This window comes from Xanthomonas arboricola pv. populi (genome assembly GCF_002939945.1).
In the GTDB taxonomy this organism is placed as follows: domain Bacteria; phylum Pseudomonadota; class Gammaproteobacteria; order Xanthomonadales; family Xanthomonadaceae; genus Xanthomonas; species Xanthomonas arboricola_A.
Genome location: NZ_MDEB01000003.1, coordinates 103,124 through 125,743 on the forward strand (window position 1 = coordinate 103,124; position 22,620 = coordinate 125,743).

Here is a 22,620-nt window from a genome sequence, read left to right on the forward strand (position 1 = left end):
GACAGTTGGTCGGCGCTCACTTGAAAAACTGTCTGTAGTGAGGCTTGCACCAGACGTGGAGTCGATGCGTCATGATCGAACAAGGCGTATCGAGCACCGCTCTTACCTTGCGCACCCACCATCCCGACAGGTCCTTGCCCGACTACCGTCGCGGGACCTTGAGCGGCATGGATGCCGCGCCAGAGCCTCCATGGACGGATTCACGGCGTGTCCCGTGATGGTGGGCGGGCAAGGGCCCCGCGGCCAAGCCGCAGATCATCGGCTCTACAGCTGATCTACAAAGCCGTCTACCAACTGCTCTCTCTTGCGGCGTGTCCTGCAATGGTGGGCGGGCAAGGACCGGCAGCCAAGCCGCAGATCATCGGCTCTGCGACCAACGCCCGCGAAACAGGGGCGTTAGCCGCTGTTGGTGTGCGGCGGTGCTTCGGCCTGCTGCGTTTCCGGCATCAACTCCAGCGCCGATGGGGTGGTGCGCAGCATCGGGCGGAAGGAGATCGGGTGGGTGCGGCGGCGCGTGAAGCGCAGCAAGCGTGTCAGGGTAAATCCGGCCAGTGCCAGCAGCATGACCGCGAAATACACCGGAAGCGCCGCAGGCCCGAATTTCTGCATCGCGCCACCGGCCAGGGCCGGACCGATCGCCGCGCCCACGCCATGCACCAGCAGCAGGCTGCTGCAGCCGGACAGCAGATCTTCGCGCGGCAGGTAATCGAGCATGTGTGCCACCGCAAACGGATACAGCGAGAACGCCAACCCGCCGTACACGAAGAACAGCACGAACAACAGGGTGGTCTGTGCCTGCACCATCGGCACCGCGGCGGCAATCGCAATGCCGGCCGCCAGCACGCTGATCGTGACCAGGCCGATGCGCCGGTCATGGCCATCGCTGATGCGCCCGATCGGCCACTGCAACACCGCACCGCCGATGATGGCGGCGAGCATGAACATCGCCACGCCATCGGCATCCAGCCCGATACGGTTGGCGTACACCGGCAACAAGCCCCAGAACGCCCCCATCGCCAGGCCCGACAACCCTGCGCCGATGGTCGCCACCGGCGCCAGTGCGTACAGCGTTTTCAGGCGCAGGCGCGACACGTGCGGTACCTCGGGCGGAATCAGGCGCGTGGTCATCACCGGCATCACTGCCGCGCAGATCAGGATCGCAGTCAGCGTGAACATCGCCGGTGCGCCCGCATCGCCAGTGGTGAGCAGGATCTGGCCCAGCGCCAACGCCGACAGATTGATCGCCATGTACACCGAAAACACCCGGCTGCGCCGACGCGCGTCCGGCTCGGCGTTGAGCCAGCTTTCGATCACCGTGTACAGGCCGACCAGTGCCGCGCCGGTGACCAAGCGTAGCAATCCCCAGCCCCAGGCGTTCAACCAGATCGGATGCAGCAGCACCGCGATTGCCGCCAGCGCCGCGTAGAAGGCGAATGCACGGATATGCCCGATGCGCCGGATCAGCGGCGGTGCGAAGAAGGTGCCGAGAAAGAAACCGGCGAAATACCCGGACATGATCAGGCCGAGCGCACGCGCATCGAAACCGGCCTGGCCACCGCGCACGGCAAGCAGGGTACCGAGCAGCCCGCTGCCGGTCAGCAGCAGGGCAACGCCCAGCAATAAGGCAGTCAGCCGCAACATGGATGCGGTCCTCGTGGGGGAAGAGGCGCGTCGATCACCTGTTCGAGTGTAGCAGCCTGGGTCGTGCGGCTTGATTGAAGCGACCCCGCAACGCGCCGCGCGTAGTCAAGCGCGCATGTGCCTGCCCGCATCCGTCTAGAATCTGCGCCCCTGCATCGTCTTCAGCTGATCCTGCCATGCCCATCTACGGTTTCCAGTGCACCACCTGCGGTCACGCCTTCGACCGCCTGCAGAAGATGGCCGACCCCGATCCGCAGACCTGTCCGGCCTGTGCGGCGGCCACGATCAAGCGCCAGATCACTGCGCCGTCGTTCCGTCTGTCCGGTAGCGGCTGGTACGAGACCGACTTCAAGTCGGCGGGCGAGAAGAAGAAAAACCTCACCGAAAGCAGCGGCACCGGTGGCGAGGCCAAGCCGGCGGCCGCCGAGAGCAAGCCCGCTGCTGCCAAGCCCGCGGCCGGCCCTGCCTGAGCCGGGCCAGCGCGCCGCAACGACGGGTGGTGCCGGGCAGCGGCTGGCAGTGCTGAAACCGCAACCCCTCCCCGAGACCCGCGAGCGGGGCGATCATTCGCTGCCTCAATGCGCCTCGAAGCGCGCCCGGCACCCATCGTTGACCCACACCGTCGCGCGGCGCTCGTCGTAGCCCCAGCTGCGGCCTTCCTCGCAACGGGTGTCGGACAGCTGGCGGGTCAGCACCGGGTGGCCATAGCGGCCATCCCAGCCGCAGGTGCGCAGGCGGCGGTCGTCGCTGGCGCAGGTGATGGCGTAATCGTTGCGCCGGCGGTCGTCGCGGCCACCGCCACCGCCGTCACCACGGTCCCAGCCGCCGCCGCGTGCCTGCGCAAACTCGCCCCGGCAGCCGTCGTCCACCCAGATCCGGCCCGCGTCCTGGCGCCAGTTGCGGCCTTCCACGCAGGGCGTGTTGGACAGCTGGCGCACCAGCATGGCGCGGCGCCAGCCGGTGTCGCAGATCTTCTGGCGCTGGTCGTTGCTCTCGCAGCGCACCGTACCGGCGCCCCCGCCGCCGGGGCCAGTGTTGCCGCCCCAGCCGCCGCCGTTGCGGCCATCGACAAAGCGCGCGCGGCAGCCGTTGTCCACCCAGACGCGGCCACGGTCGCTGCCCCAGTTGCGGCCTTCGATGCAGCGGGTGCCGGAGATGTTTTCGACCAGCACCGCGCGGCCGCGGAACGGCGTATCGCACTCGCGGCGCCGGTTGTCGTTGCTGGAGCAGGTGATGCTGGGGCCGTTCCAGCCACGGTCCTGCGCGGCGGCAGGCGCGCTGGTCAGCAGGCCGGTCAGGGTGATCAGGCCGAAGCCGGAGAGCAGCAGGGCGGTGCGCAGCATCGTGACGTCCTTGGTGCGGAAGGGCTGGCGCCTATTCAGCCGGGCGCTGACTTAAGCGACCATGAGCGCCCGCAGATTTGCTCCTGCCGCCCGCCGGCCCCAGAATATCCGGCTCTCCGGCGCTGTCCTGTGTCGGGTTTTCAGCGGAGCTTTCGATGCGTACCCACTTCTGCGGCCTGGTCGATGAGACCTTGATCGGCCAAACCGTCACTCTCGCCGGCTGGACCGACGTGGCCCGCAACCTGGGCGGGGTGTGCTTCATCGACCTGCGTGACCACGAAGGCATCGTGCAGGTGACGGTGGAACCGGTGGCCGGCGACGACGCCAGCGCCGAGCTGTTCAAGGTGGCCGCCAGCCTCGGCTACGAGGACGTGCTGCAGGTCGAAGGCGTGGTGCGCGCGCGTCACGCGGTCAACGACAAGCTGCGCACCGGCAAGGTGGAAGTGATCGCCACCCGCATCAGCATCCTCAACAAGGCCGCGCCGCTGCCGTTCCACGCGCATGAAAACCCGGGCGAAGAGACGCGCCTGAAGTACCGCTATCTGGACCTGCGCCGTCCGGAAATGCAGCGCATGCAGCGCACCCGCATCAAGCTGGTGCAGGCACTGCGCCGGCACCTGGACGCACGCGATTTCCAGGACATCGAAACCCCGATCCTGACCAAGGCCACCCCGGAAGGCGCACGCGACTTCCTGGTGCCTGCGCGCATGCATCCGGGCGAGTTCTATGCGTTGCCGCAGAGCCCGCAGCTGTTCAAGCAGATCCTGATGGTGGCCGGCTTCGACCGCTACTACCAGATCGCACGCTGCTTCCGCGACGAAGCGCTGCGCGCCGACCGCCAGCTGGAATTCACCCAGCTGGACATGGAATTTGCCTTCGTGCGCGAGCGCGACGTGCAGGATTTCGTCGAAGACATGATCCGCGCCATCTTCAAGGAAGTGGTGGACGTCGAACTGGCCGCGCAGTTCCCGCGCATGACCTGGGCCGAGGCGATGCGTCGCTTTGGGTCGGACAAGCCGGACCTGCGCATCGCGCTGGAACTGGTCGACGTGGCCGAGCTGGTCAAATCCAGCGAATTTCCGGTGTTCACCGCCGCCGCCAATGACGCCGACGGCCGCGTGGCCGCGCTGCGCATCCCCGGTGGCGCCACGCTGAGCCGCAAGCAGATCGACGACTACGCCGCGCATGCCGCCAAGTACGGCGCCAAGGGCCTGGCCTACATCAAGCTGTCGGAGACCGGCGACATCAGTTCGCCAATCGCCAAGTTCTTCGGCGAAGAGGCCTTCGCTGCGCTGCTCAGGCACGTCGGTGCGGCCAATGGCGACATCGTGTTCTTCGGTGCCGGCGGCTACAACACCGTGTCCGACTTCATGGGCGCGCTGCGCTTGAAGGCCGGCAAGGAGTTCAATCTGGTCGCCGATGGCTGGGCGCCGCTGTGGGTCACCGATTTCCCGATGTTCGAGTGGGACGAGGAGGCGCAGCGCTACGTGGCCCTGCATCACCCCTTCACCGCGCCGGCGGTGGACGACATCGCCGACCTGCGCGCCAATGCCCGCACCGCGGTGTCGCGCGGCTACGACATGGTGCTCAACGGCAACGAAATCGGCGGCGGCTCGATCCGTATCCACCGCCCGGACATGCAGAGCGCGGTGTTCGAGCTGCTCGGCATCGGCGCCGACGAAGCGCGTGCCAAGTTCGGTTTCCTGCTGGACGCCTTGAACTACGGCGCACCGCCGCACGGCGGCATCGCCTTCGGCATCGACCGCATCGCTGCATTGATGGCGGGCACCGAATCGATCCGCGACGTCATCCCGTTCCCCAAGACCACCGGCGCGCAGGATCTGATGACCGACGCCCCGTCGCCGATCGCCGCCGATCAGCTGGCCGAAGTGCACGTGCAGGTACGCCCCAAGCAGGTCTGACCTGCCACCACACGGCCACGCCAGCGCGTGGCCGTCTTGCCGATACGCTGCGGCGTGCGGCGTGTCGCATGCGTAGATGCCGTGGGCGCGATGCACACCTGCCGAACTGTCGATGTCCTCGTCCGGAGGCCATGCCGTGCCGCAGCCGCGACGCAGGGCCGCGCCCCTCGCTCGCCCTCGACAATCCACTGCGAGCGGCCCACACCCGCATCGCCCCGGAAACGCGGATCCCGGATGCTTTCCCGATTCCCGATTCCCCAATCCCCAATCCCCAATCCCCAATCCCCAATCCCCAATCCCCGCTTGCGACACCGCCGCCGCATGCGCGAAGCTGCCACGTCCACCCGGCATGAGACACCCGCATGACCCGCATCCGCCGCGCCACACCGGACGATGCCGAAGCCTTGTCGCTGCTGGCTGCGCAGACCTTTACCGAAACCTTCGGGCATCTGTATCGGCAAGAAGACCTGCAAGGCTTTGTGCAGGAGACCTATGCGGTCGAGCGCGCACGCATCGTGCTGGCGCATCCTGACTATGCGATCTGGCTGCTGGAGATGGACAACCTGCTGGTCGGCCATGCCGCCGCCGGCCCCTGCGGGCTGCCGCACCAGGACGTGCGTCCCGGCGACGGTGAGCTCAAGCGGCTGTATCTGTTGAAGGACTACCAGAACAGCGGCTGGGGCAGCCGCCTGTTCGAAACCACGCTGGAATGGCTGGAGCGCGACGGCCCGCGCACGCTGTGGATCGGCGTGTGGTCGGAGAATTTCGGCGCGCAACGCTTCTACGCCCGCTACGGGTTCGAGAAGGTCGGCGAGTACGATTTCCCGGTCGGCAAGATCCTCGACCGCGAATTCATCCTGCGCCGTCACCCGCGCATTGCGGCCGATTGAACGGCGCTCCTCTGCCGGGCTTGCGCGGCGTGCGACCACGACCGCCAGCGCCAATCGTTTGCCGGCCTGCCGGCCCGGCACGCGTGTCGTTGATTCGCGCGCAAGCGACCCCCTGCAAATCAGGCGCGCCTTCGCCCTCGCCTGATGCCGGCGCCACGTCGCGGTCATGACGTCCGTGTCCGGCGCATCCTCGAGCATCCCCGTCCCGCCACGGCACATCCTGCGCAGGCAGGCGACAACCACGACCGCCGACGTGCTGCTGGTACACGGCATCTGGAATACCGCGCACTGGCTGTTGCCGCTCGCGCGCCGGCTGCGTGCCGAGGGCCTGGCGCCGGCGCTGTTCGGCTACGCCAGTGTGCTCGGCGGCCCCGCGCAGGCAGTGCCGCGGCTGATCGAACGCCTGCAGGCGACCGGCGTACAGCTGCTGGTCTGTCACAGCCTGGGCGGGCTGATCGCGCTGCAGGCGCTGCGCCAGGCGCCCGAATTGCCGGTGCGCCGCGTCGTCTGTCTGGGCTCGCCGTTGTGCGGCAGCGCTGCTGCGCGCGGTCTGGCCCGGCGCGGCGGGAGATGGGCACTGGGGCGCAGCGCGGCCTTGCTGCAGCACGGGGTCGTGCAATGGGAGGGTGAGGCGGAGATCGGCCAGATCGCCGGCACCGTCGCGCGCGGGGTGGGGCGCTGGCTGGCGCCGCTGGACGGCGGCTCGGACGGCACCGTGGCGCTGGCCGAAACCCGCCTGCCCGGGCTGCGCGACCATTGCGTGGTACCGGCCAGCCACAGCGGTCTGTTGCGCTCGCCCGAGGCCGCGCAGCAGGTGCTGCGCTTCCTGCGCCAGGGCCGGTTCGGCCACTGAACGCCGCCGCCCCGGTGCGGGCGAGCAATCAGGTAAAATCCGCGCCCTGTCATCCAAGCCAGTCTGGAACCACCCATGGGTAGAGGCCCCTCCATCGAAGGCCGCAAGAACGCCTCCGACGCCAAGCGCGGCAAGATGTTCACCAAGATCATTCGCGAGATCAGCGTCGCCGCGCGCGGCGGCGGTGGCGATCCGTCCAACAACCCGCGCCTGCGCGTGGCGGTGGACAAGGGTCTGTCGGCGAACATGTCCAAGGACGTGATCGAGCGCGCCATCAAGAAAGCCACCGGCGAGCTGGAAGGCGTGGAATACGAGGAAGTGCGCTATGAGGGCTACGCCCCCGGCGGCGTGGCGGTGATCGTGGACTGCCTGACCGACAACCGCGTGCGCGCGGTGGCCGACGTGCGCCATGCCTTCAGCAAGTGCGGCGGCAACATGGGCACCGACGGCTCGGTGGCGTTCATGTTCAAGCGCCTGGGCGTGCTGAGCTTTGCCGCCGGCACCGACGAGGACACCCTCACCGACGCGGCGATCGAAGCCGGCGCCGACGACGTGGTGGTCTACCCGGAGGACGGCGCCATCGACGTGCTGACCGCCCCGGACGCCTTCGCCCAGGTCAAGCAGGCGCTGACCGCCGCCGGCCTGGAGCCGGAGCACGCCGAAATCACCTTCCGCGCCGAAAACGATATCGCCGTCGACGGCGACACCGCCGTGCAGGTCCGCAAGCTGCTCGACATGCTCGAGGACCTGGACGACGTCCAGGACGTCTATTCGAACGTCGACCAAGCGGCGCTCGGCGCGTAAGCGCCGGGAATTGGGAATGGAGATTCGGGAATCGAAACAGCCGCATCCCGCATTGCTCGGCAGCGTCGAGCACGCCAGGAGGCCGCGTCACCCATTCCCGATTCCCGACTCCCAATTCCCGGCGCTTCGATGACCCGCATCCTGGGCATCGATCCCGGCTCCCAGCGCACCGGGCTCGGCATCATCGACGTCGATGAAAGCGGTCGCAGCCGGCATGTCTATCACGCGCCGCTGGTGCTGCTGGGCGAGGGCGACTTCGCCCAGCGGCTCAAGCGCCTGCTGCACGGGCTGGGCGAGGTGATCGAGACCTACCGGCCGCAGGAAGTGGCGATCGAGAAAGTATTCATGGGCAAGAGCGCCGATTCCGCGCTCAAGCTGGGCCACGCGCGCGGCGCGGCGATCTGCGCGGTGGTGCTGCGCGACCTGCCGGTACACGAGTACGCTGCCACCGAGATCAAGCTGGCGCTGGTCGGCAAGGGCGGGGCGGACAAGGTGCAGGTGCAGCACATGGTCGGCATCATGCTCAACCTGAAAGGCAAGCTGCAGGCCGACGCCGCCGACGCACTGGCGGTCGCCATCACTCACGCCCACGTGCGCGCCACCGCGCAGCGCCTTGGCGTCAATACCCAACAGGCCTGGAGCCGCAAAAGATGAGAATCGGGATTCGGGATTCGGGAATCGGGAATTGCAAACGCAGAGTCCACGGCAGCGCGCGCTGTTGCGATTCCCCATTCCCGATTCCCCATTCCCGGCACCGCCAAGGCGGTGCCCAATGATCGGCCGCCTGCGCGGGCTGCTGGCCTACAAGCAGCCGCCGTGGCTGGTGATCGACGTGGGCGGGGTGGGCTACGAGCTGGAGGCGCCGATGAGCACCTTCTACGACCTGCCCGATGTCGGCCGCGACGTGATCCTGTTCACCCACTACGCACAGAAGGAAGACAGCGTGTCGCTGTACGGATTCCTGCGCGAAGGCGAGCGCAGGCTGTTCCGCGACGTGCAGAAGGTCACCGGCATCGGCGCCAAGATCGCGCTGGCGGTGCTGTCCGGGGTCAGCGTGGACGAGTTCGCCCGCCTGATCACCAGCGGCGACATCACCGCGCTCACCCGCATCCCCGGCATCGGCAAGAAGACCGCCGAGCGGATGGTGGTGGAGCTGCGCGACCGCGCCGCCGACTTCAGCAGCGGTGCGCCGATCACCGGCCAGCTCGGCCCGGATGCGGTGTCCGAAGCCACGGTGGCATTGCAGCAACTGGGTTACAAGCCGGCCGAGGCCGCACGCATGGCACGCGAGGCCGGGGCAGAAGGCGACGACGTCGCCACGGTCATTCGCAAGGCCCTCCAGGCCGCGCTGCGTTAGGCCGCGCCGTCCTCCTCTCCTTCACGCCACTTGGCGATACCCTGCCCACTTCATGTCCCAGACCCCCACTTCCGCAGCTGGCCACGGCCACGCGCCTGCCAATAGCCACATGGCCTTGGTCATCGGCGCCATCGGCGTCGTCTTCGGCGATATCGGCACCAGTCCGCTGTACACCCTCAAGGAGGCGTTCTCGCCGCACTACGGGCTGACCAGCGATCACGACACCGTGCTGGGCGTGCTGTCGCTGGCGTTCTGGGCGCTGATGGTCACGGTGACGCTCAAGTACGTCACCATCATCATGCGCGCCGACAACGAGGGCGAGGGCGGCATCATGGCGCTGATGGCGCTGACCCAGCGCACCCTCAAGCAGGGCTCGCGCTCGGCGTACGTGGTCGGCATCCTCGGCATCTTCGGCGCCTCGCTGTTCTTCGGCGATGGCGTGATCACCCCGGCCATCTCGGTGATGGGCGCGGTGGAGGGCCTGGAAATCGCCGCGCCCAGCCTGCATCCCTTCATCGTGCCGATCACCGTGATCGTGCTGCTGGTGGTCTTCATGGTGCAGCGCTTCGGCACCGAAAAGGTCGGCAAGGTGTTCGGCCCGATCACCTGCCTGTGGTTCCTGTCGCTGGGAGCGATCGGTGCCTGGAACATCGTCGATGCGCCGGAAGTGATGAAGGCCTTCAACCCGTGGTGGGCGATCCGCTTCTTCATGGAACATGGCTGGCACGGGGTGTTCATTCTCGGCGCAGTGGTGCTGGCAGTGACCGGCGGCGAGGCGCTGTATGCGGACATGGGCCACTTCGGCGCCAAGCCGATCCGCCATGGCTGGTATTTCTTCGTCTTGCCGATGCTGCTGCTCAACTACCTGGGGCAGGGCGCGCTGGTGCTCAATCACCCCTCCGCACTGAAGAACCCGTTCTTCGAAGCGGTGCCGGGCTGGGCGCTGTATCCGATGATCATCCTGGCCACGCTGGCGGCCGTGATTGCGTCGCAGGCGGTCATCACCGGCGCCTATTCGGTGGCCCGCCAGGCGATGCAGCTGGGTTACATCCCGCGCATGCTGATCAAGCACACCTCGCGTACCACCATCGGCCAGATCTACGTGCCCGGCATCAACTGGCTGCTGATGGTGATGGTGATCGCGCTGGTGCTGATCTTCCGCAGTTCGACCAACCTGGCGGTGGCCTACGGCATCTCGGTGTCGATGACGATGCTGATCGACACGCTGCTGCTGGCGCTGGTGGCGCGCTCGTTGTGGCCGCGCTGGCGCAACTGGGTGCTGCCGCTGTGCGTGGTGTTCTTCTTCATCGAGCTGGCCTTCGTCATCGCCAACGGCGCCAAGCTGCTGCAGGGCGCCTGGTTCCCGCTGGCGCTGGGCATCGTGGTGTTCACCCTGATGCGTACCTGGCGCCGCGGCCGCGCGTTGCTGCGCGAGGAAATCCGCAAGGACGGCATCCGCATCGACAGCTTCCTGCCGGGCCTGATGCTGGCCCCGCCGGCGCGCGTGCCGGGCATGGCGGTGTTCCTCACCGCCGACCCGATGGTGGTTCCGCATGCGCTGATGCACAACCTCAAGCACAACAAGGTGCTGCACGAGCGCAACATCTTCCTCAACGTCGACACCTTGCCGATTCCGTATGCGCCGGCCGACAAGCGCCTGCAGATCGAATCGATCGGCGACGAGTTCTACCGCGTCTATGTGCGCTTCGGCTTCATGGAGACGCCGGACGTGCCGCTGGCGCTGATGCGCTCCTGCGACCAGGGAGGCATCCATTTCGACCCGATGGACACCACCTTCTTCGCCAGCCGCGAGACCATCGTGGCCAGCGCCAACCGCGGCATGCCGATCTGGCGCGACAAGCTGTTCGCGCTGATGCATCGCAACGCCGCCCCGGCCACCGGCTTCTTCCGCATCCCCGGCAACCGCCTGGTCGAGCTGGGCGCGCAGGTCGAGATCTGAGGCCGCGACAGCGTCGCGGCCTTGGGAATCGGGAGACGGGAATGGGGAATAGGAAAAGCAACGGACTGCGCCAGCCCGAGACACCCGGCGGCGGCTGAAAAGGGCACCAGCCGTGCCGGTAACCGCTACTATTGTCCGCTCGATTCCCCATTCTCGATTCCCCATTCCCGGCTTTTCAATGGACCGCATCATCGCCAGCAGTGCCACCCGCGAAGACGATGCCGCCGATGCGAGCATCCGTCCCAAGCGCCTGGCCGACTACCTCGGCCAGCAGCCGGTGCGCGAGCAGATGGATATCTATATCCAGGCGGCCAAGGCGCGCGGCGAGGCGATGGATCATGTGCTGATCTTTGGCCCGCCCGGCCTGGGCAAGACCACGCTCAGTCACGTCATCGCCAACGAGCTGGGCGTGAACCTGCGCTCGACCTCCGGCCCGGTGATCGAAAAGGCCGGCGATCTGGCCGCGCTGCTGACCAATCTGCAGCCGCACGATGTGCTGTTCATCGACGAGATCCATCGCCTCTCGCCGGTGGTGGAAGAAGTGCTGTATCCGGCGATGGAAGATTTCCAGATCGACATCATGATCGGCGACGGCCCGGCCGCGCGCTCGATCAAGATCGACCTGCCGCCGTTCACCCTGATTGGCGCCACCACCCGCGCCGGCCTGCTGACCGCGCCCCTGCGCGACCGCTTCGGCATCGTGCAGCGGCTGGAGTTCTATTCGCCGCAGGAACTGACCCGCATCGTGATCCGCTCGGCGGCGATCCTGGGCATCGACTGCACGCCCGAGGGCGCGGCCGAGATCGCACGCCGCGCGCGCGGCACTCCGCGTATCGCCAATCGGCTGCTGCGGCGGGTGCGCGATTTTGCTCAGGTCAAGGCGGCGGGGCATATCGATCTGCCGGTGGCGCAGGCGGCGATGCAAATGCTCAAGGTCGACCCGGAAGGCTTCGACGAGCTCGACCGCCGCATGCTGCGCACCATCGTCGATCATTTCGACGGCGGTCCGGTCGGGGTGGAGTCGCTGGCCGCTTCGCTGTCGGAAGAGCGCGGTACGCTGGAAGACGTGATCGAGCCCTACCTGATCCAGCAGGGCTTTTTGATCCGCACCGCGCGCGGCCGCATGGTCACCACCAAGGCCTATCTGCACCTGGGCCTGAAGCCGCCGCGCGACCGCTCTCCGGGCATCGGCGAGCCGGGAGACCTGTTCTGATGACGCTCCGTTCGTCGCTCGCCCGGGCCGTCTCGACCAACAATCCTTGCACATGACCGCCGACTCCCGACTCCCGATTCCCCAATCCCCGCCTGTATTCAGTTGGCCGACACGCGTGTACTGGGAAGATACCGACGCCGGGGGCGTGGTCTACCACGCGCGCTACGTCGCTTTCATGGAACGCGCGCGCACGGAGTGGATGCGCGCACTCGGTTACGGGCAGGAACGCATGCGCCAGCATCACGATCTGGTGTTCGCGGTCCGCTCGATGCAACTGGATTTCCTCAAGCCGGCCCGGCTCGACGACGCGCTGTCAGTGTCGGCGGTATTGCTGCGATGCAAACGGGCCAGCCTGCTGTTTGCGCAGTCGGTACGTCGCGAGGGCGAAGTGCTGCTGACCGCCGAGGTGCGCATTGCCGCACTCGGCACCAGCGACTTCCGCCCACGCGGAATGGACGATGCGCTGTATGACGTGTTGAAAGCTCTAGAAACTCCAGAATCCGATTACTGAGGAACAAACGGATGTCGATTGCATTGCTCCTGGCCCTGCAGGACACGGTAGTGGAAGCACTACCGCAGGACGTTGCCGCCGCTGCGGCACAGACCGCCAGCGTGGCGCACAACAGCAGCATCAACTATGTCGATCTGATCCTGCGGGCGAGTATCCCGGTCAAGATCATCGTGTTGCTGCTGCTGATCGGCTCGTTTATCAGCTGGGTGATCATTTTTCGCAAGGCGCGCGCGTTCAAGCAGGCCAACCGCGAGGCGGACGAGTTCGAAAACCGCTTCTGGTCCGGCGCCGATCTGGCCAAGCTCTACGCGTCGGCCACCGACCGCAACCGCACCGTCGGCGGTCTGGAGTCAATGTTCGAGAGCGGCTTCCGCGAGTTCTCGCGCCTGCGCGACCGCCGCCGGCTGGATGGGCGGGTGCAACTGGAAGGCGCACAGCGCGCCATGCGCACCGCCTTCACCCGCGAAGTCGACCAGCTCGAGCGCAATCTCGAGCTGCTGGCCAACATCGGCTCCACCGCGCCGTATGTCGGCCTGGTCGGCACCGTGTTCGGCATCATGGTGACCATGCACGACATGGTCAGCAGTGGCGAGCAGGCTGGTATCGCTGCCGTGGCGCCAGGTATTTCCGAAGCCCTGTTCGCCACCGCCATCGGTCTGTTCGTGGCGATTCCCGCCGTGTGGGCCTACAACCGCTTCACCACCCGCGTGGAACGGCTGTCGGTGCGCTACGAGACCTTCGCCGACGAGTTCAGCTCGATCCTGCAGCGCCAGGCCGGCGCGGACGAGTGATGCGCGTGCCCTGTGCCAGCTGGCAGGCAGGCGGGTCGCTCGCCGTGGCCCGCGCATCACGGTGCGCGGGCGTGGCAGGTGCGGCGTTCGCTCGTGCCCGTTTCGCGCGGCGCAAGGCTCGGACAGGCCAGCCACTCGCGACAGCTCGCACATACGTGTGCGAGGGATTGGATGGGCGAGTCCCTCGCAAGAGCCCGCACATCCATGTGCGGGGGATCAATAGGAACGTTCCGCGATGATTTCCGGTATTTCCCGCCGTAAGAAGCGCAAGCTCAAATCCGACATCAATGTCGTGCCGTACATCGACGTGATGCTGGTGCTGCTGATCATCTTCATGGTGACCGCACCGCTGCTGACCCTGAGCACCGACGTCAACCTGCCGAGCTCCCGCGCCAAGGCGCTGGAGAGCAAGCAGGATCCGGTCGTGGTGGTGGTCGCCGCCGACGGCCAGCTCGCATTGCAGCTGCCCAAGGGTAAGCCGCAGGCAATGGACGTGGCTGCGCTGCAGGCGCAACTGGCTGCCATCGTGGCGCAGGACAAGGAAGCGCGCGTGGTCGTGGCCGGCGACCGTGCCGCACCCTATCAAAAGATCATGGACGCCATCGACGTACTCAAGCAGGCCAAGGTCGAGAAGGTCGGCCTGATCTCCGACTCCGGCGGCACTGCAGGCAGCGATGCACGCTGACGCACTCTCCCCCCAGACGGCGCGCGAGGATGGTTGGCTGCGGCCGGTCGTGCTGGCCCTGGTCGTGCACGTGCTGGTCGCGCTGGTGTTCATCGCCGGCTGGTTGTGGTCGCCCGAACGCTCGGTCGAGCCTGCAGCGGGCGATCCCAGCATGGAAGCCTCGCTGGACGTGTCCGCGGCTGAAGCACGGGTCGCGCGCCAGGCACTGAAGGCCACGCCGGTGGAAGCGCCGCCACCGCCGGCGCCGCTGCCCGAGCCCGCGCCGGAAGATACCGTTCCGCCGCCGCAGCCGATTCCCGAGCCGCGTCCGCAGGATGCGCCCACGCCGCAGCAGGCGCAGGCGCAGGAGCGCGTCGCGCAGCCGGACAAGGTCGACCAGGACCGCGTCGACGCGCTGGCGCTGTCGGCGGAAAAGGCCAAGCAGGAACAGGAGGCCAAGCGCCGTCAGGAGCAGATCGACCTGACCGAGCGCAAGCGCCAGGAAGAGGCCGAGCAGAAACTGCGCCTGGCCAAGCAGCAGGAAGAAGCCGACGCCAAGAAGAAGCAGGCCGCAGCGCAACAGGCTGCCGCCGATGCCGAGCGCGAGAAGAAGATCGCAGACATCCGCCGCCAGCGCGAGCAGGCCACCAAGGAAGCCGCGCTGGCCGAGCAGAAGTTGCGCCAGGTCGCCGCCGCGCGTGCGCAGCAGGCCTCGTCGGCTGCCGCCGCCACTGCGCAACCGACCGCAGGGCAGGGTGGAACCAATACCGATCTGTCGGCCAAGTACGCCGCGGCGATCCAGCAGAAGGTGCTGGCGCAGTGGGTGCGCCCGCCGTCGGTGCCGCCAGGTCAGAAGTGCAGCATCAACATCCGCCAGTTGCCGGGTGGCACCGTGATGGAAGCCAAGGTGGCGCCGGGTTGCCCCTACGACGAGGCCGGCCAGCGCTCGATCGAGGCCGCGGTGCTGAGTGCGCAGCCATTGCCGTATCGTGGGTTCGAGTCGGTGTTCCAGCGCAACCTGACGTTTGTGTTCACCCCGCAGGACTAGCGATTCCCAGGTCCCGGGTGGTCGGGGTGCGGCAGCATGACCTGCGCTGCGCCTGGGCTGGGGTGCGGGTTTGCGGGTAGTGGCAGACTGTCTGGCGCAGGTTTGCCGGGTGGTCGATGTTGCGCACCACCGCACGCATGCTCGCTCGTTTGCATCGACGCAATTGCCTGATGGTCGACCACTCGCTCCATTTTCACGCTGTTTCGTTCACGATTGCGAGTATGTTCACTCGCTGATTGGTATCCCTTGCACACTTTTCCTGCCATATCCGAGCCGTCCATGAAAAAACCGCTGCGTTGGCTAGCTGCCTTGACCGCCCTGTTGTTGCCGCTGAGCGCACTCGCGCAGCAGCAAGGGCTCACCATCGATATCGTGGGCGGTAGCGCTTCGGCGACGCCGATCACTGTCGTTCCAATGCCGTACCAGGGCTCCGGCACTGCGCCGCAGACCGATGTGTCTGCCGTCGTCGGCGCCGATCTGGACCGTTCCGGCCAGTTCCGCACGTTGCCGGTTGCGCAGATCGTCGAAAAGCCGACCCGCGGCACCGAGGTGCAATTCCAGACCTGGCGCACGCTCAAGCAGAACTACATCGTGGTCGGCCGCGTCATGGATGCCGGCGAAGGCGCCTACCGCGTGGAGTACGAACTGTTCGACGTGGCCAAGGGCGAGCGCCTGCTCGGTCTGGCGATGACGGCGCGTGCCAATGCGATGCGCGATGTCTCGCACCAGATGGCCGATGCGATCTACGAAAAGATCACCGGCGTGCGCGGCGCGTTCTGGACGCGGATCGCCTACGTGACCGCCAGCGGCAAGGGCGGCGCGATGCGCTATGCGCTGATGGTGGCCGACTCGGACGGCTACAACCCGCAGACCATCGTGCGTTCGGCCGAGCCGCTGCTGTCGCCGAACTGGAGCCCGGACGGCAAGAAGCTGGCCTATGTGAGCTTCGAGCGCGGCAATTCGTCGATCTATCTGCAGGACATCGCCACCGGCGCGCGTGAGCTGGTGTCCAGCTTCCGCGGCATCAACGGCGCACCTTCGTTCTCGCCGGACGGTCGCCGCCTGGCGCTGGCGCTGTCGCGCAGCGGCAACCCGGAAATCTACGTCATGGACCTGGGCAGCAAGCAGCTGACCCAGCTGACCAATCACTTCGGCATCGACACCGAGCCGACCTGGGCGCCGGACGGCGGCAGCATCTACTTCACCTCCGATCGCGGCGGTCGCCCGCAGATCTACCAGGTGGCCGCAAGCGGCGGCAGTGCCAACCGCGTGACCTTCCAGGGCAACTACAACGCCACCGCCAGCGTCTCGTTCGACGGCAAGAAGATCGCCGTGGCGCAGGGCAGCGGCAATAGCTACCGCATCGCCATGATGGATCGCAGCCTGGGTTCGCCGAGCTGGAGCACGCTCTCGCCGGGTTCCCTGGACGAGTCGCCGAGCTTCGCGCCGAACGCCAGCATGGTGCTGTACGCCGCACGTGAGGGTGGTCGCGGCGTGCTCTACGCCGTCTCCTCCGACGCGCGCGTCCGCCAGCGTCTGGTCCTGGCCGATGGCGATGTGAGAGAACCTGCATGGGGGCCTTACCGAACCGCGCATTAATGTTAATATTTCGCTGCGTTAAACCACTCATTGGCCCAGAGCCTCCATAGGTATCCCATGAACAAGTCCACCCGCGTCTTGCTTGTCTCCCTGTTGTCCGTTGCCGTGCTGGCCGGTTGTTCGAAGAAGGTGAAGGAAACTCCGCCTGCTCCGACTGACACCACCGCTGGTTCCTCCGTTCCCACCGGCCCGGCCACCTCTGGCCTGTACGGCCCGGGCGACCTGGATACCGATGCCTGCCTGCGCCAGCGCGTTGTCTACTTCGATCTGGATCAGGACTCCCTGAAGCCGGAATTCCAGGCCATCATGGCGTGCCACGCCAAGTACCTGCGTGACCGTCCTTCCTCGCGCATCACCCTGCAGGGCAATGCCGACGAGCGCGGTTCGCGTGAGTACAACATGGGTCTGGGCGAGCGTCGCGGCAATGCCGTGTCGTCCTCGTTGCAGGCTGCTGGCGGTTCCGCCAGCCAGCTGACCGTCGTCAGCTACGGTGAAGAGCGTCCGGTCTGCACCGAAACCAGCGAAAGCTGCTGGTCGCAGAACCGTCGTGTCGAAATCGTGTACACGGCTCAGTAATAAGCGATGCGCTTTCGAGTGACATCCCTGTTGGTCGCGGCGGCCTTTGTGGTCGCCGCGCCCGCTCACGCGCAGCGAGCCAGTCTCGCTGATCGTGTTGCCGTTCTCGAGCAGCAGCAGGCCAACAGTCAGGCCAACAACGATCTTCTCAATCAGCTGCAGCAGGCGCGTTCGGACCTGCAGGGCTTGCGAGCGACGGTGGAGCAGCTGCAGCACGACAACGAACAACTCAAGCAGCAGTCCAAGGATCAGTATCTCGATCTGGACGGACGCCTGAATCGGCTGGAAGGTGCAGGTGGCGCAACACCGCCATTGCCATCGCCCACCGGTAGCGTCACACCCGCCCCGGCTCCGGCCGCGCGGCCTGCAGCGGCGGCAACTTCCGAGAAGCCGCCCAGCGTGCATGGCGATCCAGGCACGATGGCCGTCAGCAACGAAGAACGCACTGCCTACAATGTCGCCTTCGATGCATTGAAGAACGGCAAGTACGACGATGCCTCGCAGTTGTTCCTGAGCTTCCTGGAGCTGTATCCAAACGGCGTCTACACCCCCAATGCCTTGTATTGGCTGGGCGAAAGTTATTACGCCACCCGAAATTTCCAGCTGGCCGATGCGCAGTTCCGCGATCTGGTCAGCCGCTATCCCACGCATGACAAGGCCTCCGGCGGCCTGTTGAAGCTTGGCCTGTCGCAGTACGGCGAAGGCAAGAACGACGAAGCCCAGAAGACCTTGCAGCAGGTCGCATCGCAGTATCCCGGCTCCGACGCAGCGCGTGTGGCCCAGGAGCGTCTGCAGTCCATCCGTCTCGGCCAGCAACTGCGCTGAGCCCGCGCGCGCGCCTTCGGGCGTGGCGCATACTTTGTCCATGAACGCCGCAGCCGTCCCCAGCGAGATCGTCCAGTCGCCGTTGCCGCGATTGAAGATCACCGAAATCTTTTTGTCCCTGCAAGGCGAAGCCGAGGCCGCAGGCTGGCCGACCGTGTTCGTGCGTCTGACCGGTTGCCCGCTGCGCTGCCATTACTGCGACACCGCCTACGCCTTCCACGGCGGGGAATGGCACGACATCGACGCGATCGTTGCCGAGGTTGCCAGCCACGGTGTGCGCCATGTCTGCGTGACCGGCGGCGAACCGTTGGCGCAGAAGCGCTGCCTGGTGCTGCTGCAGAGACTGTGCGATGCCGGCTTCGATGTCTCGCTGGAAACGTCCGGCGCATTGGATGTGTCGGCCGTCGATCCACGCGTCTCGCGCGTGGTCGACATCAAGACCCCCGCATCCGGCGAGGAACAGCGCAATCGCTGGGAGAATCTGCCGCTGCTGACCGCACGCGACCAGATCAAGTTCGTGATCTGCAGCCGCGCAGATTACGAGTGGTCGCGCAAGCTCGTCGCTGCGCATGCGCTGGACCGCCGCTGCACGGTGTGGTTTTCGCCCAGCAAGAGCGAAGTGACGCCGCGGCAGCTGGCCGACTGGATCGTGGCCGATCGTCTGCCGGTGCGTTTCCAGATGCAGCTGCACAAGCTGCTGTGGAACGACGAGCCGGGGCGCTAGGCGCAACCGACACGACGCCTGCGCTTGCCGCCAGGCAGGCACGGGCGTTACTCGGCATCGGCATGTGCCACTCATACACTGCGTTTCCTGGCACGCCGTCCGCACTATCTGACCACTCGCGACGTTTTGTTGGTCGCTCTGGTCCTTAGTGCAAGGCGCTGCCTGCCAAGAGGCAGCGCTCTGCGTTGTTACGCCGCGATCCTGTTCAATTCCTCGACGGCATTGGCCGGCAGTTTCAGTTCTGCTGCGAACAGATTCGCGCGCAGATGCGCCACCGATGACGTTCCCGGGATCAGTAGGATGTTGGGCGAGCGCTGCAGCAGCCATGCCAGTGCCACCTGCATCGGGGTTGCGGCCAGGCGCTCGGCAACAGCGGTGAGCGTCGACGATTGCAACGGCGAGAAGCCGCCGAGCGGGAAGAACGGCACGTAGGCAATGCCGTCGCGCGCGAGCGCGTCAATGAGTGCGTCGTCGTGTCGATGCGCGATGTTGTACATGTTCTGCACGCAGACGATGTCGGTCATGGCACGTGCCTCGGCCACCTGCGTCGCGGTGACGTTGCTGATGCCGATGTGCCGCACCAGGCCATCGCGTTGCAGTTTGACCAAGGTCTCCAGCTGTTCGGCAATCGAGCCTTCTGCCGGTTCCTGCGTCTTGAACATCACGCGCAGGTTGACCACATCCAGCGTTTCCAGGCCCAGGTTGCGCAGATTGTCGTGCACCGCCTCGACCAGTTGCTGTGGCGAGAAGGCCGGTCACCAGGATCCGTCATTGCCGCGGGCACCGCCGATCTTGGTGACGATGGTCAGCGCCTGCGGGTAGGGATGCAGTGCCTCGCGGATCAGCTGGTTGGTGATGTGCGGCCCGTAGAAATCGCTGGTGTCGATATGGTTGATGCCCAGCGCAACGGCTTCGCGCAGCACCGCCAACGCGCCCTCGCGATCCTTGGGCGGGCCGAACACGCCAGGCCCGGCAAGCTGCATCGCGCCGTAGCCGATGCGGACGACGCTGCGATCTCCAAGAAGAAACGTGCCGGCTTTATCGATGTTGGTCATGGCGTTGCGCTCGCGTGTCGTTGAGCCAACAACGATAGGAAACGTGGTGCGGCTTGTGAATTCGCATTTGCTGCGGCGCCAGTTCATCGCTGCCAAGGCTTGCAATGCATGGGCGCAGGGGTATCGGCTGAGCTGATCCTCGGGCGGGATGTGCCGGAGTTTCAGGTTTTGATGGTCCCACTATCAGTGCTTCCGCTGGGTTTTCTCGCAACCGTCGCCGCAGCATTGCGCTTGTGCGTTGACAGGCTTCGAAAGGCACCGTCATCGACCTGCCGGCGCTGGAACAGACGCTCGGGTACCGGTGGTGGAAACAGTGGTGCGAAGCTTCTGGCCAATCCCATGGACGTAGGACAGGCTCTCCCGGCCGCTCACCTTTCCGATGATTTTTCAAAGGCACAAAAAAAAGCGCCTTCGGCGCTCTTCAAGCTGCTGATTCGATTGGTGGGCCGTGATGGATTCGAACCATCGACCAAAAGATTAAAAGTCTTCTGCTCTACCGACTGAGCTAACGGCCCACTGTCCCGGCAGTGCGCCGGGGTGCGCATTCTACCCTACACCGGCGTCAAGGCGAAATGGCGTAGTGGGTGGGGTCCGGGACGCCGGCGTCGGCAAAACCGGCCGCGCGCAGGCGGCAGGCGTCGCAATGGCCGCAGGCGCGTCCGTCGGCGTCGGCGCGGTAGCAGGACACGGTCAGGCCGAAGTCCACGCCCAGGCGCACGCCTTCACGCACGATGTCGGCCTTGCTGAGGAACTGCAGCGGCGCGTGCACGCGCAGGCCGGCGCCTTCCACGCCGGCCTTGGTGGCCAGATTGGCCAGCACTTCGAAGGCGCGCACGAATTCGGGCCGGCAGTCGGGGTAGCCGGAATAATCGACCGCGTTGACGCCGCAGAACAGGTCGTTGGCACCGATCACCTCGGCCCAGCCCAGCGCCAGCGACAGCATGATGGTGTTGCGCGCCGGCACGTAGGTGACCGGGATGCCGGCGCCACCGGCATCGGGCACGTCGATGTCGTCGGTGAGCGCCGAGCCGCCGATGCTGCGCAGGTCCACGTCCACCACCTTGTGCGCGATGACGCCTTGCGCCGCCGCCACGCAAGCGGCGGCGTCCAGCTCGGAGGTATGGCGTTGGCCGTAGCGCACGCTCAAGGCATGCACGGCGAAGCCCTGCTCCTGCGCAAGCGCGATGACGGCAGCGGAATCCATGCCCCCGGACAACAGAACAACGGCTTTTTTCATGACGGATCGGCAATCACAGCGGAATAAGCGGAAAGGCTAGCAGGCTCGGCGTGGCACGGCGACCCGGCAATCGCTGCGGCGCGACAGCGAGGCGCCAGACACGGCGTCTGTGCCAACCGCGCGAGGGCAGGGCAGCGCTCCCTCTGCACTCCAATCCAGTGCGGCACTCCGCCAGCGGTTGCGCGCCCCAGGCGCCAACGCCGCCAGCCGAGATTGCGCGCGCTATGGCCGGCCTCAGCGCAGGCTCGCAGCCGCCGCCTTGCGCAATGTCTGGCCAGGCTGCTGCAAGGCGCGCGAGCGCACTGCCGCGCATTGCCAATAAAGCGGTACGTCGAGCCAGCGAGTTGGTTCGATAACGCTCAGCATCTGCCCCTGTGATCCGGGAGATGCCCGTGTTTCTTCAAACCGCAATCGCTGGCTTAATCGCCAGCGCGGGTCTCATCATCGCAATCGGTGCGCAGAATGTATTTGTGCTGCGGCAGGGACCGCGGCGCCAGCATGTCGGTCTGGTGGTGGCGATCTGCGCGTTCGGCGACATCGCGCTGATACCTTCCTCAACCCGCACGTCTATCTGCACACGATGCTGCTGCTCGGCAGTCTGGCCGCGCGCTACTCGGGCCAGTTGCGCTGGGCGTTCGCTTCGGGCGCGTGCCTAGCCAGCATCACGTGGTTTCCGGCCTGGACTATGGCGCGCGTTTGCTGCAGCCGGCCTTCCGCGATCCGCGCGCATGGCATGTGCTGGATGCGGCGATCGCAGGATTCATGCTGATGCTGTGCGCACTGTTGCTGTTGCCCTCGCAGGCGCTACTCTGAGGCCTCACTGTCCTGGAGTTGTTGTCATGTCGCCGCTGCGCGTCTCTACCGATCAATCCGAGCTCGATGTTGCGCTGATCCATCGCTACCTGGCGCAGCACACCAACTGGGCCAGGGACATCCCGCTTGCGGTGGTGCAGCGCTCCATCGCCAACTCGCTGTGTTTCGGCGGGTTTCTGGAGGGCGGGCAGGTGGCCTTTGCGCGGGTGGTGTCCGACTACGCAACCGTCGCGTATCTGGGCGATGTGTTCGTGTTGCCCGAGCACCAGGGCAAGGGCTATAGCAAGCGATTGATGGACGCGGTCATGGCGCACCCCGATCTGCAGGGGCTGCGCCGTTTCAGCCTGGCGACCAGCGATGCGCATGGTCTTTATGCGCGCTACGGCTTCACCCCGCCGCTGTCTCCGCAGTCGCTGATGGAGCGCTATCTTCCCGGTCTCTACACGCGCTAGCCGCTTTACGCCGACTGCTGCAGGGCTGCACCGGCATGGCGCTGCGTCGAGGCAGAAGGACGGTTCAAACGCGCCGCCACGCCGCCACGCCGAGCGATGCTAGGCGTGCACTGCGACCTCGCCGATGATCCTTCCTGATTGAGAAGGCGTGCCGAGCGGTGACGAGAGCACGCACGGACACACCTGCAATGCCGGCATTGCCGGCTGCGGATGTCGTGGGTACCGATGGCGAAGATGCCGCCTGCGCTGCAGACGGTGGCCGGGCTACCATCCGGCCTGCTCTCTTTCGACTGGCGCAGCGTAACCAGGCATGGCATTCAAAAAAGCACTCTTCGATAACTC

At 66.3% G+C, this 22,620-nt stretch carries 21 protein-coding genes, 1 tRNA gene, 1 other RNA gene and 3 pseudogenes; 20 read left to right on the forward strand and 6 right to left on the reverse strand.

The features are described 5' to 3' along the window. Positions 1-396: 396 nt before the first annotated feature. Positions 397-1,641, reverse strand: coding sequence for an MFS transporter (locus tag XaplCFBP3123_RS09850; protein WP_104533890.1), 1,245 nt, complete (start codon positions 1,639-1,641; stop codon positions 397-399). Positions 1,642-1,817: 176 nt separating this feature from the next. Here XaplCFBP3123_RS09850 and XaplCFBP3123_RS09855 point away from each other — a divergent pair, with 176 nt between their 5' ends. Further along, the gene (locus tag XaplCFBP3123_RS09855) at positions 1,818-2,111 is read left to right on the forward strand and encodes an FmdB family zinc ribbon protein (protein WP_104533891.1); all 294 of its coding nucleotides are present in this window, start codon (positions 1,818-1,820) and stop codon (positions 2,109-2,111) included. A 105-nt stretch (positions 2,112-2,216) separates the two neighbouring features. Here XaplCFBP3123_RS09855 and XaplCFBP3123_RS09860 read toward each other — a convergent pair whose 3' ends face one another. Continuing rightward, positions 2,217-2,984: a DUF3011 domain-containing protein gene (locus tag XaplCFBP3123_RS09860; RefSeq protein ID WP_104533892.1), complete on the reverse strand. Its 768-nt coding sequence runs from the start codon at positions 2,982-2,984 to the stop codon at positions 2,217-2,219. A gap of 155 nt (positions 2,985-3,139) precedes the next feature. Between XaplCFBP3123_RS09860 and aspS the strand changes: the two genes are divergently transcribed. The 17 genes from aspS (at position 3,140) to XaplCFBP3123_RS09950 (ending at position 18,856) form a co-directional block, all read left to right on the forward strand. After that, positions 3,140-4,906 carry an aspartate--tRNA ligase gene (aspS, locus tag XaplCFBP3123_RS09865; RefSeq protein ID WP_104533893.1) on the forward strand — a complete coding sequence of 589 codons (1,767 nt, stop codon included), beginning with the start codon at positions 3,140-3,142 and terminating at the stop codon, positions 4,904-4,906. A 362-nt stretch (positions 4,907-5,268) separates the two neighbouring features. Next, positions 5,269-5,796: a GNAT family N-acetyltransferase gene (locus XaplCFBP3123_RS09875; protein WP_104533895.1), complete on the forward strand. Its 528-nt coding sequence runs from the start codon at positions 5,269-5,271 to the stop codon at positions 5,794-5,796. Between the two features lie 175 nt (positions 5,797-5,971). Further along, positions 5,972-6,649 (forward strand): alpha/beta hydrolase, encoded by a 678-nt coding sequence (locus XaplCFBP3123_RS09880; protein WP_253254189.1) that lies wholly within the window; start codon positions 5,972-5,974, stop codon positions 6,647-6,649. A gap of 75 nt (positions 6,650-6,724) precedes the next feature. After that, the gene (locus tag XaplCFBP3123_RS09885; protein ID WP_104533896.1) at positions 6,725-7,453 is read left to right on the forward strand and encodes a YebC/PmpR family DNA-binding transcriptional regulator; all 729 of its coding nucleotides are present in this window, start codon (positions 6,725-6,727) and stop codon (positions 7,451-7,453) included. Positions 7,454-7,582: 129 nt separating this feature from the next. Next, positions 7,583-8,107, forward strand: coding sequence for a crossover junction endodeoxyribonuclease RuvC (ruvC, locus tag XaplCFBP3123_RS09890; protein ID WP_104533897.1), 525 nt, complete (start codon positions 7,583-7,585; stop codon positions 8,105-8,107). A gap of 118 nt (positions 8,108-8,225) precedes the next feature. Continuing rightward, positions 8,226-8,810, forward strand: a complete 585-nt coding sequence (gene ruvA / locus XaplCFBP3123_RS09895) for a Holliday junction branch migration protein RuvA (RefSeq protein ID WP_104533898.1) — start codon at positions 8,226-8,228, stop codon at positions 8,808-8,810. Positions 8,811-8,862: 52 nt separating this feature from the next. Then, a complete protein-coding gene (locus XaplCFBP3123_RS09900) occupies positions 8,863-10,770 on the forward strand; it encodes a potassium transporter Kup (protein WP_104533899.1) in 1,908 nt (635 codons plus the stop codon). A 178-nt stretch (positions 10,771-10,948) separates the two neighbouring features. Beyond that, positions 10,949-11,983 carry a Holliday junction branch migration DNA helicase RuvB gene (gene ruvB / locus XaplCFBP3123_RS09905; protein ID WP_104533900.1) on the forward strand — a complete coding sequence of 345 codons (1,035 nt, stop codon included), beginning with the start codon at positions 10,949-10,951 and terminating at the stop codon, positions 11,981-11,983. A gap of 52 nt (positions 11,984-12,035) precedes the next feature. Next, complete coding sequence (gene ybgC, locus XaplCFBP3123_RS09910) at positions 12,036-12,494, forward strand: tol-pal system-associated acyl-CoA thioesterase (RefSeq protein WP_104533901.1); 459 nt, start codon at positions 12,036-12,038, stop codon at positions 12,492-12,494. An 11-nt stretch (positions 12,495-12,505) separates the two neighbouring features. Beyond that, positions 12,506-13,285 (forward strand): protein TolQ, encoded by a 780-nt coding sequence (tolQ, locus tag XaplCFBP3123_RS09915; RefSeq protein ID WP_016904125.1) that lies wholly within the window; start codon positions 12,506-12,508, stop codon positions 13,283-13,285. 235 nt (positions 13,286-13,520) lie between these two features. Then, positions 13,521-13,970 (forward strand): protein TolR, encoded by a 450-nt coding sequence (gene tolR / locus XaplCFBP3123_RS09920; protein ID WP_104533902.1) that lies wholly within the window; start codon positions 13,521-13,523, stop codon positions 13,968-13,970. Next, positions 13,960-14,997, forward strand: a complete 1,038-nt coding sequence (tolA, locus tag XaplCFBP3123_RS09925) for a cell envelope integrity protein TolA (RefSeq protein WP_104533903.1) — start codon at positions 13,960-13,962, stop codon at positions 14,995-14,997. The genes tolR and tolA overlap by 11 nt, the downstream gene beginning before the upstream one ends. Positions 14,998-15,276: 279 nt before the next feature. After that, positions 15,277-16,596 (forward strand): Tol-Pal system beta propeller repeat protein TolB, encoded by a 1,320-nt coding sequence (tolB, locus tag XaplCFBP3123_RS09930; protein ID WP_104533904.1) that lies wholly within the window; start codon positions 15,277-15,279, stop codon positions 16,594-16,596. Between the two features lie 57 nt (positions 16,597-16,653). After that, positions 16,654-17,172 (forward strand): peptidoglycan-associated lipoprotein Pal, encoded by a 519-nt coding sequence (pal, locus tag XaplCFBP3123_RS09935; protein WP_039563635.1) that lies wholly within the window; start codon positions 16,654-16,656, stop codon positions 17,170-17,172. 6 nt (positions 17,173-17,178) lie between these two features. Further along, positions 17,179-17,997 carry a tol-pal system protein YbgF gene (gene ybgF, locus XaplCFBP3123_RS09940; RefSeq protein WP_104533905.1) on the forward strand — a complete coding sequence of 273 codons (819 nt, stop codon included), beginning with the start codon at positions 17,179-17,181 and terminating at the stop codon, positions 17,995-17,997. Between the two features lie 40 nt (positions 17,998-18,037). Beyond that, positions 18,038-18,721 carry a 7-carboxy-7-deazaguanine synthase QueE gene (gene queE / locus XaplCFBP3123_RS09945; protein ID WP_104533906.1) on the forward strand — a complete coding sequence of 228 codons (684 nt, stop codon included), beginning with the start codon at positions 18,038-18,040 and terminating at the stop codon, positions 18,719-18,721. 62 nt (positions 18,722-18,783) lie between these two features. Further along, positions 18,784-18,856: non-coding RNA, sX9 sRNA (locus XaplCFBP3123_RS09950), on the forward strand. A 53-nt stretch (positions 18,857-18,909) separates the two neighbouring features. Here the strand turns inward: XaplCFBP3123_RS09950 and XaplCFBP3123_RS09955 are convergent. From XaplCFBP3123_RS09955 to XaplCFBP3123_RS21690, 4 genes and pseudogenes are all read right to left on the reverse strand, one after another. Next, positions 18,910-19,776 (reverse strand): annotated as a pseudogene (locus XaplCFBP3123_RS09955) (aldo/keto reductase family oxidoreductase). A 439-nt stretch (positions 19,777-20,215) separates the two neighbouring features. Continuing rightward, positions 20,216-20,291: transfer RNA gene (locus XaplCFBP3123_RS09960), tRNA-Lys, on the reverse strand. Positions 20,292-20,338: 47 nt separating this feature from the next. Continuing rightward, positions 20,339-21,013, reverse strand: coding sequence for a 7-cyano-7-deazaguanine synthase QueC (queC, locus tag XaplCFBP3123_RS09965; protein ID WP_104533907.1), 675 nt, complete (start codon positions 21,011-21,013; stop codon positions 20,339-20,341). Positions 21,014-21,247: 234 nt separating this feature from the next. Next, a pseudogene (locus XaplCFBP3123_RS21690) lies at positions 21,248-21,367 on the reverse strand (ArgP/LysG family DNA-binding transcriptional regulator); the annotation flags it as partial. Positions 21,368-21,405: 38 nt separating this feature from the next. Between XaplCFBP3123_RS21690 and XaplCFBP3123_RS09975 the strand changes: the two are divergent. Together XaplCFBP3123_RS09975 and XaplCFBP3123_RS09980 are read left to right on the forward strand one after the other, a co-directional pair. Then, positions 21,406-21,826: pseudogene (locus tag XaplCFBP3123_RS09975) on the forward strand (LysE/ArgO family amino acid transporter). A gap of 26 nt (positions 21,827-21,852) precedes the next feature. After that, positions 21,853-22,278, forward strand: a complete 426-nt coding sequence (locus XaplCFBP3123_RS09980; RefSeq protein ID WP_104533908.1) for a GNAT family N-acetyltransferase — start codon at positions 21,853-21,855, stop codon at positions 22,276-22,278. Positions 22,279-22,620: the final 342 nt, after the last annotated feature.

Coding starts and splice junctions, on each gene's coding strand:
- XaplCFBP3123_RS09875 (WP_104533895.1), top strand. CDS start 5,269: ATGACCCGCATCCGCCGCGCCACACCGGACGATGCCGAAGCCTTGTCG.
- aspS (WP_104533893.1), top strand. CDS start 3,140: ATGCGTACCCACTTCTGCGGCCTGGTCGATGAGACCTTGATCGGCCAA.
- pal (WP_039563635.1), top strand. CDS start 16,654: ATGAACAAGTCCACCCGCGTCTTGCTTGTCTCCCTGTTGTCCGTTGCC.
- queE (WP_104533906.1), top strand. CDS start 18,038: ATGAACGCCGCAGCCGTCCCCAGCGAGATCGTCCAGTCGCCGTTGCCG.
- tolB (WP_104533904.1), top strand. CDS start 15,277: ATGAAAAAACCGCTGCGTTGGCTAGCTGCCTTGACCGCCCTGTTGTTG.
- ruvB (WP_104533900.1), top strand. CDS start 10,949: ATGGACCGCATCATCGCCAGCAGTGCCACCCGCGAAGACGATGCCGCC.
- XaplCFBP3123_RS09885 (WP_104533896.1), top strand. CDS start 6,725: ATGGGTAGAGGCCCCTCCATCGAAGGCCGCAAGAACGCCTCCGACGCC.
- XaplCFBP3123_RS09900 (WP_104533899.1), top strand. CDS start 8,863: ATGTCCCAGACCCCCACTTCCGCAGCTGGCCACGGCCACGCGCCTGCC.
- XaplCFBP3123_RS09980 (WP_104533908.1), top strand. CDS start 21,853: ATGTCGCCGCTGCGCGTCTCTACCGATCAATCCGAGCTCGATGTTGCG.
- tolQ (WP_016904125.1), top strand. CDS start 12,506: ATGTCGATTGCATTGCTCCTGGCCCTGCAGGACACGGTAGTGGAAGCA.
- ruvA (WP_104533898.1), top strand. CDS start 8,226: ATGATCGGCCGCCTGCGCGGGCTGCTGGCCTACAAGCAGCCGCCGTGG.
- XaplCFBP3123_RS09850 (WP_104533890.1), bottom strand. CDS start 1,641: ATGTTGCGGCTGACTGCCTTATTGCTGGGCGTTGCCCTGCTGCTGACC.
- XaplCFBP3123_RS09855 (WP_104533891.1), top strand. CDS start 1,818: ATGCCCATCTACGGTTTCCAGTGCACCACCTGCGGTCACGCCTTCGAC.
- tolA (WP_104533903.1), top strand. CDS start 13,960: ATGCACGCTGACGCACTCTCCCCCCAGACGGCGCGCGAGGATGGTTGG.
- XaplCFBP3123_RS09860 (WP_104533892.1), bottom strand. CDS start 2,984: ATGCTGCGCACCGCCCTGCTGCTCTCCGGCTTCGGCCTGATCACCCTG.
- tolR (WP_104533902.1), top strand. CDS start 13,521: ATGATTTCCGGTATTTCCCGCCGTAAGAAGCGCAAGCTCAAATCCGAC.
- queC (WP_104533907.1), bottom strand. CDS start 21,013: ATGAAAAAAGCCGTTGTTCTGTTGTCCGGGGGCATGGATTCCGCTGCC.
- ybgF (WP_104533905.1), top strand. CDS start 17,179: ATGCGCTTTCGAGTGACATCCCTGTTGGTCGCGGCGGCCTTTGTGGTC.
- ruvC (WP_104533897.1), top strand. CDS start 7,583: ATGACCCGCATCCTGGGCATCGATCCCGGCTCCCAGCGCACCGGGCTC.
- ybgC (WP_104533901.1), top strand. CDS start 12,036: ATGACCGCCGACTCCCGACTCCCGATTCCCCAATCCCCGCCTGTATTC.